The organism is Clostridium psychrophilum (genome assembly GCF_018861705.1).
Classification (GTDB): Bacteria; Bacillota; Clostridia; order Clostridiales; family Clostridiaceae; genus Clostridium_AD; species Clostridium_AD psychrophilum.
Window position 1 is genome coordinate 1 of the sequence record NZ_JAHLEC010000093.1, and the last position, 13,034, is coordinate 13,034.

Below are 13,034 nucleotides of genomic sequence, written 5' to 3' on the forward strand. Positions count from 1 at the left end.
AATTTTCATATTAATTTACAATATTTTCAAGAGGCATAGCCTAAAATTTGAAATAGCTTAACTCCTACCGGAGAAAATATAGCTTTTTGTGGCTTAATCATTATATTAATTACATAGAATAAATAAAAATAACCTCTACAGAATAAACATCAATTCATTAAATTAATACAATTCAAATAAAAGTAATTGCAAAAGAAGCCCATGGAAATACATCCAGGGCTTCTTAACTTAATTATATTATATTATATTTGATTTACATTAAATGTTGATTCAATAGCTATATTTCTATTAAATACATGTTCTATCCTAGGTAATGATATTCCCAAAGTTTCGCGAAGAACATCCTCTACTGTCTCTACCGTTTTAATTGTCAATTGACTTTTAACTTCTTCTGGTACCTCCTTTAAATCAACTAAATTCTCTTTTGGAATCAATATTTTCTTTATGCCAGCTCTTTGAGCCCCTATTAATTTTTCCTTAAGTCCACCTATTGGAAGTACTGCTCCTCTCAAAGTAATTTCTCCTGTCATTGCTAGTTTCGAATCCACCTTTATTCCTGTAACAAGTGATGCAAGTGCAGTAAATAAGGTTATTCCAGCTGAAGGGCCATCCTTAGGAACTGACCCTGATGGAACATGTATATGAAGATCCCTTTCTTTAAAATTTATAGAATTAACTGGTAACCTTGACTTAAGTAAACTTAAAGAGATCTTTGCTGACTCTTTCATAACATCTCCTAATTGACCTGTTAAAATAACTTGTCCACTTCCTACCATATCTGTAGCTTCAATGAAAAGAATTTCTCCACCTACAGTTGTCCACGCAAGGCCTGTCACAACTCCTGGTGGGTTATATCTTTGAGCCTTGTCATGACCTGATACTTTTCTTCCAAGCAAATCACCAATCTGATCCTTTGTAACAATAAATGGTACCTCTCCCTTATGAGACACAATCCTCTCTGAAGTTATTCTAGCAAGAGTAGCTAGTTGCTTTTTAAGTCCACGAACTCCAGCTTCCATCGTGTATTCACTAATTATATTTTGAAGTGCTTCATCTTCAATAACTAACTGCTCATTATTTAGTCCATGTTCTTCAATTACTTCAGGTATTAAGTGACTTTTCCCAATATTGAATTTTTCATTCATAGTATAACTAGATATTTGAATAATCTCCATTCTATCAAGTAATGGCCTTGGAATATTGTCCAAAGAATTAGCTGTTGCTATAAAAAATACGTCTGACAAATCATAAGGTAAATCCAAATAATGATCAGTAAAACTATAATTTTGCTCTGGATCTAATACCTCAAGTAATGCACTAGCTGGGTCTCCATTATAACCGGTCATTAGTTTGTCCACTTCATCTAAAACCATAACTGGATTTACCTCTCCTACTTTTTTTATACTTTGAATAATTCTACCTGGCATTGCACCAATATACGTTCTTCTATGTCCACGAATTTCAGCTTCGTCACGTATTCCACCTAAACTTAATCGTATATATTTTCTGCCCAGTGCCTGCGCAATACTTTTACCTAGACTTGTTTTCCCTGTACCAGGTGGTCCAACTAATAATAAAATAGAACCTTTTTTATCCTTTTTAAGTTGCATAACAGCTAAATGTTGTATTATTCTATCTTTAACCTTATCAAGTCCATAATGCTGCTCATCAAGTATACGCCTTGCATCTTCTAAATTAATAGTTTTTGGGATAGACTTTTTCCAAGGGAGTTTAACTAATAAGTCTAGATAGTTGCGTATAACATTATATTCGGCACTACTCTCGTTTTGTCTTTCTAACTTCTCAAGTTCATCTAATGCAGCATCTTTTATTTCAGTTGGCATTCCAGCTTCGTTAATCTTACTTAAATAATCCTTATCTTTACTCGTTCCTCCACTTTTGCCTTCATTTAATTCATTTTGAATAGCTTTTAATTGATCCCTAAGTACTGATTCTCTATAGGTTTTGTTTGCCTTTGCAGTAAATTTTTCTGCCATCTCAAGTTGTAATTTTAAAGCTTCTTTTTGCTTTAACAAATAATCCATAAATTTAAATATTCTTTCTTTTAATGATTGGATTTTAATTAAATCATATCTTTCTTCATTTGTAAGAGGCATAAATTGTGTAAGCTGAGCCATAAGTTTATTTATATTTTTTTCACTATCTACCATCTTCATAAACTCTTCTGATCCTTTAAATTTTTCGCTAACCTCACGGGTTACCCTTCTAACATCATCAAGCATCTCTTCTTGACTTTTCTCTGTAAGATCAATAATATCTGGTGCTATCTCAAATTCTACACGAATTGAATTATCTTCAATATTAAGGACTTTTATTTCTACCCTATCTAGTACCTTAATTTTCACTTGATAGCCATTTTCTTTTTTTTCTATTCCGTTAACATGAAAAGAAACTCCAACACTATGAAAATCCTCTTGTTTTAAAAGACTCTGATTAAAATTTTGTTTTAACGGTAATGCTATGCTAAATTGATCATCTTCAGCTAAATTGTCAAGTTCTTCTTTACTAATCTTGTTTAGTTTTAAAGTGTATGTCATCCCTGGTAATAAAACTACGTCAGATACAGGAATTACCATTCCATCTTTATTTTTCTTGTCTATATCCATCATTATAATCATCCCTTCTTTTTAAATATTCGTAAGTCAATATTCATATAATTAATTATTAAAGTATAGCGAGACAATTTTATTTTTCTTACAACAAAATTTTCTCATTTTTATTTGTTAAAAACAATGTATTTACTTAAGCTAGTAACGCATCCTGTATAATTGTAATCATTTCTTCTAGTAAGCTCGCTTGCTGAACTTTTCCAATGCATTGTTTAATAGCAATTGATTTAACTGGATAAAAGATTATTGCCACCAAATTATCATTTTGAATATTTTTAAACACTTTTCTCTTTTTCATTTTTTCTAATAAATTATTCAAATTACTTATACCTTTTCGCTCAAGACAATGACTAGCAAGTGCTGGACAGCTCGAAAATTGATCTACAAAATGAAATATCTCTCCATTTTCTTGAATATAAGTGTAATATCCTCTAACAAGCATTTCAATAAGCTCATGTCCATCCATATCCTTATATACCATACTAAGTAAATAGTCAAAAATTTTCTCAGAATATTCGTGATATATTTCTTGAAACATAATCTCTTTATTCTCGTAATAAATATAAACAGTAGCTGGGGAAACCCCTGCCTCTTTAGCAATCTTAGAAATAGAAGTACCATGAAAACCTAATTCAAGTATTAGCTTAACCACTGCTTCCTTTATACTTTTTTCTTTTTCATCATCTTTTCGTCTCATTCAAACACCTCTATTAGATTCTATAATAAACGACCGTTCATTTATTGTCAAGTTTAAATTCACTGTTAATCTCATATTAATTTTAAAATTATTTAAAATTAAAATGTACAATTTGATTTCTGCCCTTATTCTTTGCTTCATATAAAGCAAAATCTGCCTCTCTTATAAACTCAATTATTGTGGACTCATTACTTGGTATAGCAGATGAAACTCCTAAAGTAACAGTTACAATGTCACTTACCTTCGAAAATTTATGAACTAAGGATAACTTCTGCACATTAAGTCTAAAATTTTCGCCATACCTTTTGGCTTCATTTAAACTTGTATGTGGAAGTACAATAACAAATTCATCTCCACCATATCGTGCTGCAAAATAACCTTTTACCAATGACTTACTTAGTTCTTTACTTATTTTTATTAAGCAACTGTCACCATATATATGCCCATAATTGTCATTATATTGTTTAAAACAATCAATATCAAATATTATTATTGATATAATGCTTTTATTCTCCTTAGCTTTATTCCATTCCTCTAAGATAAAAGAATCAAATTTTCTTCTGTTGGGAATGCCCGTAAGTCCATCATTTTCTGATAAATAAACTAGTTTCTTATTAGTATCTTGGAGTTGTATTTGAACCTTCCGCCTTTGTTCCACTTCAACAATGAGATTTTTTGATTTAATTGCATTATTTATTGCAATAGCAGCGTAAGATGAAAGTGCTTTCATCATTTCTACTGCAATCATCGTAAAGGAGTTTTTCTTGTATGCTTGTGCAGTAATCACTCCAATTAAATTATTATCAATGGTAAGTGGACAATAAATTGCTGACTTAAGTTCATAATTTTCTTTATTACTTGTACTATAATTTAACGTATCAACATAGTTTAAATATTCATTATTCATATCATTAATGACTATAATTCTGTTTTCTTTTAAACATTTTACCGCAAGACTTGCTTCATTATTAAAACTAACTTCATGCATATCATTTCTCACATTATTTTCAATAAGATACTGGTACTCAATTGTTCTTTTTTTGTCATTATAAAGAGCAATTCCAAAGTCATTAGCATACATAAAGTTTTGTATTGTATGATGAAGCATTTCATAAATATGGCCTAGTTCTAATGTAGTTGTGATTTTTTCTCCTAATTCACCTATAATTGATATGTTTTTTATAATCTCTTTAAGGTCGTCTGCTTTTCTTCTAAGAATCTCACTTTTTTCTAATATTCTCTTATTTTCCTCTTCTAGACTATCAAGCTGAATCTTTGTTTTTAAACTTCTTACTCTATTTTTAAGTTTTATACTTTCTAACTTTTCTTCGTTTTCAAAATGATACTTATAATATCTATTAGCATTATAAGTATCATTAGCCCTTTCATACAAAGCAATAGCTCTTTTACAAATTTCCATGGTTTTAGCATACAATTTATTTTTTATAGAAATGCTGTACACTTCATCTAGTTTAGCAATTGCTTCACTTCTTTTTTCTATGTGATCAAGGAAACTGCTGAAATCTAAAAGAAGATCAATTCTACTATATATATAATCTATGTCAGATAAAGTATCCAAGGCTTTTAAAAAATATTTTTCACATTCCAAATATTTTGATTTTTTTTCATATATTAAAGCAAGTATTCCATAAGCTTCTGCTATACCAATTTTATAATCATATTCAAGTAAAAAAAATATAGATTTATTTAAATATTCTAAAGCACTTTCATAGTTTCCTAATTGGTACTGAATATGGCCCAAATTAGTAAGTACCATGCCAAAGGTAGCTTGATAGTTCAATTTACTTTCAATGTTGACGGACAAATTGTAATATGAAATTGCATCTTCATAACATTTTAAGATTCTATATATTTCGCCAATATTATTATAAATTATTGCAATGTAACTCTCAACGCAACGATTTTTATAATGATTTTCACTATTATCAAATGTTTTTGCTATTTTTTCAGCAGAATTGTAATATTCTAAACTCTTTTCATCCTGTTCAATATCAAAGTAAATGTTACCTATATTTATGTATGCAAGTAACTGTAAATCACACATGTCATTTTTATCTGATAACTTTATGGAATCAAATAAATAAATCATAGCTTCTTCATATTTACTTAAATTCAAATAAACTCGCCCTATGCACAATAAAGCAAAAGCCATTCCCTTTTCATAATTTTCTTCACTACTAGCTGAATATACTTTAAGACCAAGTTCAATTGTTTCCTGTATATTTATGTATTTATCTTTTTCAAGCTTATCCAACATTCCATTAAGTTTACTGCTAGTATATTTATTTTCCATAATCGTCACCTCCAAAACAACAATTGTAATATATGTGAGTTATACTCTATGTAATTCTAAACGTACATTTTTATTTTCTTTAATAAAATGTATTATATATTAATATTTAGATGTAAATACGTTAATTATACAGTATGTTGTTAGATTTTTCTATATTTTTAGTTAAATTCAAAAAACTATAGGCCTTCCTAGATAGGGCTATAGTTTTATTATCAAATCATAAAGTGTAAAATTTATTGTTTGGTTTCTTTCACTTCATTATTATATACTGCCATGATCTGTCCCATTACTTTTAATCGACTTAAATTTTTCAATACTTTTGTATAAAAAATAAGCAGTTAATGCTGTAGCAATTAAATCAGCACTAGGCTGTGAAAGCCATAATCCATCTAATTTGAAAAACAATGGAAGAACAAGAATAAGAGGAATCAGTACTATAACTTGCCTTAATATGCTTAAAAGCATCGAAGTTTTTGCCTCATTTATTGCTTGAAAATAGCTTGCTCCTAAAATTTGAAACCCTAAAATGGGCAAAAACATTAAATCAATTTTAAGTCCACGTGCCCCTAGATTAATTAGGTCAATATTATTACCTACAAACATGCCAATAAGTTGTTTTGCAAATAGTTGAACGGTAATAAACCCCATTGTGGCAATACAAGTTCCAGCAAGAATTGCAAACTTTAAAACCTTTAAAACTCTTGAATACAATTTAGCCCCATAGTTATATCCTATTATAGGTTGTATTCCTTGACTTATACCAAATATGGGCATAAAAATAAGCATAGAAATACTATTTAATATTCCCATTGCAGCTATTGCAAGATCTCCTCCATAAGTATAAAGTCCTTTGTTATATAAAATAATTACAAGGCTAGATGCAATCTGCATAGAAAAAGGAGCCATACCAATTGCAAAAATTTCTTTTACAATATTTTTATTAAGTTTTAAGTTATTTTTCCTTATCTTAAGTACACTTTCACTATTATTAGATATAAAATATTTTAGAACCAATATCGTATTAACAGCTTGAGAGATTATTGTTGCTATAGCTGCGCCTTGAATTCCCATATTAAAAACAAATATGAATATGGGATCTAATATAATATTAATTATTGCACCAAATACCATTGTAAACATTGCCATTTTAGGATTACCTTCAGCTCTAATTATATTGTTAATACCAAAGCCTATGTTTTGAAAAACAGCGCCTATTAATATTACCTGTATATATGCTTTTGCATAAGGTATACTATTTTCACTCGCCCCAAATATAATTAAAAGCTCGTTTAAAAAGATAACTCCAAATAAACTAAGTATCAATGATATTATTGTTATTATTATTAAAGAGTTTCCCAAAATATTATCTGCAGCTTCGATATTTTTTTCCCCTAATCGTATTGATATAACTGCACTAGCTCCTATACCAACAAGCATGGCAAATGCCATTATAATAATAGATATTGGAAATGTAATAGCAAGTCCTGATAATGCGTATGATCCTACCCCTTTAATATGTCCTATATACATTCGATCTACTATGTTGTATAAGGCATTTACAATCATCCCAGTTATTGCAGGTACTGAAAATTTAAAAAGTAGTTTTACTATACTTTCTGTTCCTAATTCTTTTGTTTGATTCATAAAAAATATCCTCCATATAAACTATAATAGATAATAGTTACAAATTAGTGCTCGCCACTACTCTATGTATTTTTAAGTATAACATATGTTTTTATATTTTGAATACTTGATTAATTAGATAATGATTTATATATAACACTTATTATCAATAAATAATAAAAATATATAATTTTACTATATTTAGCATTATTTATCGTTAATAGACCTTTTCACAAGTTAAATACATTTTAATAAGCATTATCTTTTTATTTACATTTAATAAAAGGTTGAAAATGTGATATAATAAATCTTTATAATCTTCTTTATATTTAAATTAGAAATAATATCAATTTATTTAAATATAGGATCATCATATATATTGAAAATTTGTTAGGAGTGACAATACTATGAAAAGTACAATATTAACACCTAGCGGGGTATTAAAATTAGAAGATGAATTAAAACTTCGCACAACAGAAAAAAGAAGAGAAATAACAGCAGCAATTAAAGAAGCAAAAGGACATGGCGATTTAAGTGAAAATGCAGAATATGATGCAGCAAAAGATGATGAAGCTACCAATAATGATAGAGTAATTGCTATTCAAGAATTGCTTCGAAACTCTACAGTAGTAGATGACGAAAGCAGCGATGATCAATTAGGTCTTGGAGGTCAGGCAGACATTAAATTTCTTGATACAGAAGATGTTGTAAAAGTACGCCTAGTATCCACAGTAGAAACCAACCCTGAGATTATGAATATAAGTATCGAATCTCCACTCGGCATGGCAATATATAAGAAAGCACTTAATCAAAAGTGCGTTGTTGTTGCACCCGAAGGTAATTACGAAGTACTTATAGAAAAAATCTACAAATAAACTAAATAATAGTTTAGAACACTGAAGGCATAATATAAGTAAGTAATATTCTTACGCTTAAATTATGCCTTCAGTGTTTTTTTAGTTAATGAGATATATCAGTTGATGGAGCCTTAAAACTTTTTTCTAGTTTCTCTACAACTTTGGTATACTTATCCTTCTCATTAGCTGGGAATTTAAAAATAAAAGTATTAATTGAACCTTTCCCTACTACTTTCTTTTGATATATTATTTTGTCTCCTTCAACATAAGATATTACAAACCAATTACCAGATTTAACTTTATAATACATCTTAGTACTTTTAATAGCCTTACTGTATATTGAATTAATATTGTCATTTGCTGTATTATTAGTTCCGTATATCTGAAGTGAAACCTTTTGATCATCAGACTTCAACATATTCCCTTGACCATTAGCATGATCATCAACTACTTTAAGATTGTTGGGATACATAATTGAATATAAATATCTATTATTAACATAATTTGTATATCCAAGTTCTTTAGGTTGTTCACTATTAGAATCAGCATCTGCATCTGCATCTGCTAATTTTTTAGCTGCAAGGGTTTTTGCAACTGCAAGTTTTTTTGTTTCAGTTACTTTTGCATTAGCCACTACTTTATCTGCGACTATCTTTGCATCCGCTAGTTTTTTATCTGCAACTTTCTTTGCATCCATTATTCTATTATCTGCTACCTGCTCAGGTGTTCCAATTGTATTTCTTACTTGTGTTTCTACTATTTTATATCCAACAATTATTACGACTAAGAATATCACAGCTGATATGCTTATTCGCAGTTTTAATGAATTTTTCATTTGTTATCCTCCTCGGTATATACCTTCATATTCTTGTTTTCATTTCAATACAACAAATTACATCATTATTGTGACTTTACACAACATACACTTTGACTACAAAATTTAATCTTACAAATCAGTATAAAATTATTATTTTATTTTATTCTCATCTTTCTAAACCTTAGTATACATGATTTTTTAATCTTTCCAAAGACAATAAGTTACATTTTAACTTGAAGCTCTTCTTTCCTAATATAATATAACAATTTCTACATAATTGAATAGAACATATCATCACGTAGAGATTAACATTGAATAGTTTATATATTAGATACTATGTGGTAATATTAAAGGAGGAAGGTGAGAAAATGTCATATTTAGCTAGTGATAAAAGATATACAACAATGAAATACAATAAATGCGGTAATAGTGGATTAAAACTTTCTGCGATATCCCTCGGGTTATGGCATAATTTCGGTGGTTCAGATTCCTTTGAAAATTCAAGAGCCCTAGTTCATAAAGCTTTCGACCTTGGAATAACAAATTTTGATATTGCCAATAACTATGGTCCTCCTGCAGGCAGCGCAGAGGAGACTTTTGGTAAAATTTTAAAACAAGATCTTAAAAGCTACCGAGATGAACTTGTTATCTCTACAAAAGCTGGTTATACTATGTGGCCTGGTCCTTATGGCGATTGGGGATCAAAAAAATATTTGGTTTCAAGTTTAGATCAAAGTCTAAAAAGAACTGGTTTAGATTATGTAGATATTTTTTATCATCATAGACCTGACCCCAATACTCCTTTAGAAGAAACTATGTCTGCCCTGGATTTAATTGTAAAACAAGGCAAAGCTCTTTATATAGGATTATCAAACTATAAACCTGCCGAAACAAAAAAAGCTTCAGCTATACTTAAAAAATTAGGCACTCCTTGTTTAATTCATCAGCCCTCTTATTCAATGTTTAACAGATGGATAGAAGATGGTCTTCAAGATGTTTTAGATCAAGAAGGAATTGGTTCTATAGCCTTTAAACCTTTACAGCAAGGTTTACTTACTACAAAATACTTGAATGGAATTCCTGAAGACTCTAGAGCCGCAGGAACATCTGTTTTCTTACATTCTAAAGATATTACAAAATCTAAATTAGAAAAAGTTGCTAAATTAAACATTTTGGCAATGAATAGGGGACAAACCTTACCCCAACTAGCTTTAGCTTGGGTGTTAAGAGGTGGCCGCGTGACTTCAGCCCTAATTGGTGCAAGCAAAATAAGCCAAATTGAAGATAACGTAGGTGCACTTAATAATTTAGACTTTAGTTCTGAGGAACTTGAGCATATAGAACAAATATTAGCAGTCTAAAAAAAGTAGGAGGCACTTCACCTCCTACTTTTTTATACTTACTATAAATTCATTAATGTATAGAGTTAATTAATGGTGGAAACTAATGTTGTCGGAAGATTTGGGTACTGAATTATTCTTTAAGTAATCCAATCCCTTACGTATATCACGAAGAAGTAAAGACACCATATCATGACTAACACCATGACGAATTAAAATACGTTGCACTGTTATGTTCTCACGATTGCTTGGAAGTGGGTAAGATGCAATTTGCCAGCCATGCATTCTTAGACGATCAGAAAGATCATAAAGAGAAAACTCAGCTTTATTTTCATCCTTTAATGAATAGCAAACTGCTGGAATTCCACCATTGCCATCATATAACATTTCCAATAAATCTATTTTTCTAAGCTCACTACCTAAATACTGAGCAGTATTTGCACAGTCATTCTGAATTGCAGTATAACCTTCACGTCCATATCTTAGGAAATTATAATACTGAGCAATAATCTGTCCAGCTGGTCTTGAAAAATTCAAAGCAAACGTTGGCATTTGTCCTCCTAAATAATCAACATTAAATATTAATTCTTGTGGTAAATCTGCTACAGTTCTCCAAATTATCCACCCAACACCAAGTGGAGCCATTCCAAATTTATGACCTGAAGCATTAATAGATTTAACCCTTTGAATACAAAAGTCCCACTTAAGCTTTCTCTGTATAAATGGTGCAATAAATGCTCTGCTGGCACCATCCACATGAATTGGGATGTCTAAGCCAGTCTCATTTTCAATTACATCTAATGCATTTGCTATTTCCTGAACTGACTCATATATGCCGGTAAATGTACTACCCAAAGTTGCCACAACACCAATTGTGTTCTCATCGCAATAATTTTTCAATTGATCTGGATTCATACCTAATTCATCAAACATTAGAGGAATTTCTCTAATTTCAACATCAAAGTAACGGGCAAATTTATGCTAACATATTTGTACAGGTCCACATACAATGTTAGGGTTACTCGTAGATTTTCCCTGAAGCTTACGGTGTTTCCGCCACTGCCATTTTAATGCTAACCCTCCAAGCATTGCTGCTTCACTCGATCCAGTTGTTGAACATCCAATGGTAGCTTTTTTCTGAGGCGAATGCCAAAGATTTGCCAATATTCCTATACATCTCTGTTCAATTTCAGCCGTTTGAGGATACTCATCTTTATCTATCATATTTTTGTCAATTGACAAATCCATGAGATCACGAACCTCATCTTCAATGTATGTAGTACAAAATGTAGCCAAATTTTGGCGTGAATTTCCATCCATAAAGAGTTCATCATATACCAACTGGCGAATTACCCTAGGGTCGGAAGCTCTTTCAGGTAGCTCATTTTTGGGAAGCTGAGTCTGAGCTATTGTATTATCATAAAGATCCTTATACCCCTCATCTTCATTTTTGTTGCAGCGATGTAATGTCATATTTTATTCCACCTCTCTATTCTTAATTCAGGCTAACTATTAAAACTAGAATAACTAATTATAATTTATTAAATTACAACCTAACTATATTCAACTTATTATATTAAAATGTATATTAAGTGTATCATAATTATGTAATAATTATATAATATTAACATATTATATAATAGATATTCATCAAAACTAATTTGTTATTATAAAAAATAATTTATAGTAACATTAAAATAATTGGAGGCGTTATAAATGGGGATAGATTTAGATTCTTTATATGAATTGTATATAGGGCTTACAGAGTATACAGTTTCAAGAGTATTTATACAAAATAAAACAACTCCTGGTGAGGTGCAATCTATTGCCACTGTTGAGTTAAAAAAGGATGAACTTAGTAAAAAAATTGAATTTCTGCCGCCTACTACTAATAAAAAATATCCAGTAAACGATTCCCAATTTATAACATTATGGAATAACTTAATTGGTTATAAAATTGATTCTGTGATTATACTAGAAACTATAACTAAAAACACGCCTGTAAACAAAATCTTAAAAATAACGTTTAAAACTAATACTGAGACTAAACTAGTAGAGTTTACTGAGAATGGGGGAATAACTCTAAAAAGTCAAATAAATTAATTAATTAATTAATATAACTTCTTTAAATAAACATAAATAAATCCGCTAATATTTATATACAATATTAGTGGATTTATTTATGTTTATATCTTCTATTCATTTTATCTGCTTTATAGTAACACTTTAAATTATTAATAATACTATATAACTAGTAGTGTAAAATCTTTATGAGGAGGGAGTTTGTTATATTTAAAACACTTAACTTAAGTTATCCTAGAAAAATAGTATCCAATAAACTAAATAGTATTATTTTTGAATCAAAGTTAAAGAAAATCGAACTAAAAAGATATCATAAAATAATAGGCTATACCATAGGAATAATTTTTCTTGGCCAGCAGATTGTATATGCACAACCATCGGTAGAAAAAAGCAACGAAGTAATTGGATTTTTAAATAATTATGGACCCCCCTTATTCCTTACCGCTGGAGAAATTTTTAAAATGAGTTTTTCTAAAAAACAATACAACAAAAAATTTTCAATCTCACACAATTAAATAAAAAAGCTAGCGCATTATTTTTCAAATGAGTTAGCTTATTTTATTTTGACCTGTTGTAAAATGAAGTTGAACCAATAAGAAATCCATAGTGGATTAATTCTGTGTTATGCTTTAATCGCCTAAACTAAAACACACAGGAGGATAATCACTATGGAA

The 13,034-nt window shown here is 29.7% G+C and carries 8 protein-coding genes and 1 pseudogene; 3 read left to right on the plus strand and 6 right to left on the minus strand.

The features are described 5' to 3' along the window. Nucleotides 1-242 precede the first annotated feature (242 nt). The 4 genes from lon to KPL38_RS15000 form a co-directional block, all read right to left on the minus strand. Nucleotides 243-2,630, minus strand: a complete 2,388-nt coding sequence (gene lon, locus KPL38_RS14985) for an endopeptidase La (protein WP_216289951.1) — start codon at nt 2,628-2,630, stop codon at nt 243-245. Between the two features lie 133 nt (nt 2,631-2,763). Next, complete coding sequence (locus KPL38_RS14990; protein ID WP_216289952.1) at nt 2,764-3,327, minus strand: TetR/AcrR family transcriptional regulator; 564 nt, start codon at nt 3,325-3,327, stop codon at nt 2,764-2,766. Nucleotides 3,328-3,415: 88 nt separating this feature from the next. Continuing rightward, nucleotides 3,416-5,641: a sensor domain-containing diguanylate cyclase gene (locus KPL38_RS14995; RefSeq protein WP_216289953.1), complete on the minus strand. Its 2,226-nt coding sequence runs from the start codon at nt 5,639-5,641 to the stop codon at nt 3,416-3,418. A gap of 261 nt (nt 5,642-5,902) precedes the next feature. Beyond that, entirely contained in the window at nt 5,903-7,285 is a 1,383-nt protein-coding gene (locus KPL38_RS15000; protein ID WP_216289954.1) for an MATE family efflux transporter, read from the minus strand. 386 nt (nt 7,286-7,671) lie between these two features. Between KPL38_RS15000 and KPL38_RS15005 the strand changes: the two genes are divergently transcribed. After that, on the plus strand, nt 7,672-8,139 hold the full coding sequence (locus KPL38_RS15005; protein ID WP_216289955.1) for a GreA/GreB family elongation factor: 468 nt from the start codon (nt 7,672-7,674) through the stop codon (nt 8,137-8,139). An 85-nt stretch (nt 8,140-8,224) separates the two neighbouring features. Here KPL38_RS15005 and KPL38_RS15010 read toward each other — a convergent pair whose 3' ends face one another. Beyond that, nucleotides 8,225-8,956, minus strand: a complete 732-nt coding sequence (locus tag KPL38_RS15010) for a hypothetical protein (protein ID WP_216289956.1) — start codon at nt 8,954-8,956, stop codon at nt 8,225-8,227. A gap of 350 nt (nt 8,957-9,306) precedes the next feature. Here KPL38_RS15010 and mgrA point away from each other — a divergent pair, with 350 nt between their 5' ends. Beyond that, a complete protein-coding gene (mgrA, locus tag KPL38_RS15015; RefSeq protein ID WP_216289957.1) occupies nt 9,307-10,299 on the plus strand; it encodes an L-glyceraldehyde 3-phosphate reductase in 993 nt (330 codons plus the stop codon). A 69-nt stretch (nt 10,300-10,368) separates the two neighbouring features. On the opposite strand, the pseudogene gad reads toward mgrA, so the two are convergent. After that, nucleotides 10,369-11,751, minus strand: a pseudogene (gene gad, locus KPL38_RS15020) (glutamate decarboxylase). A 243-nt stretch (nt 11,752-11,994) separates the two neighbouring features. Here gad and KPL38_RS15025 point away from each other — a divergent pair. Beyond that, nucleotides 11,995-12,381, plus strand: coding sequence for a hypothetical protein (locus tag KPL38_RS15025; RefSeq protein ID WP_216289958.1), 387 nt, complete (start codon nt 11,995-11,997; stop codon nt 12,379-12,381). The last annotated feature ends 653 nt before the right edge of the window (nt 12,382-13,034 follow it).

Excerpts from the sequence above, each read along its gene's own strand:
- lon (WP_216289951.1), bottom strand. The coding sequence starts at position 2,630 with ATGATGGATATAGACAAGAAAAATAAAGATGGAATGGTAATTCCTGTA.
- KPL38_RS14990 (WP_216289952.1), bottom strand. The coding sequence starts at position 3,327 with ATGAGACGAAAAGATGATGAAAAAGAAAAAAGTATAAAGGAAGCAGTG.
- KPL38_RS14995 (WP_216289953.1), bottom strand. The coding sequence starts at position 5,641 with ATGGAAAATAAATATACTAGCAGTAAACTTAATGGAATGTTGGATAAG.
- KPL38_RS15000 (WP_216289954.1), bottom strand. The coding sequence starts at position 7,285 with ATGAATCAAACAAAAGAATTAGGAACAGAAAGTATAGTAAAACTACTT.
- KPL38_RS15005 (WP_216289955.1), top strand. The coding sequence starts at position 7,672 with ATGAAAAGTACAATATTAACACCTAGCGGGGTATTAAAATTAGAAGAT.
- KPL38_RS15010 (WP_216289956.1), bottom strand. The coding sequence starts at position 8,956 with ATGAAAAATTCATTAAAACTGCGAATAAGCATATCAGCTGTGATATTC.
- mgrA (WP_216289957.1), top strand. The coding sequence starts at position 9,307 with ATGTCATATTTAGCTAGTGATAAAAGATATACAACAATGAAATACAAT.
- KPL38_RS15025 (WP_216289958.1), top strand. The coding sequence starts at position 11,995 with ATGGGGATAGATTTAGATTCTTTATATGAATTGTATATAGGGCTTACA.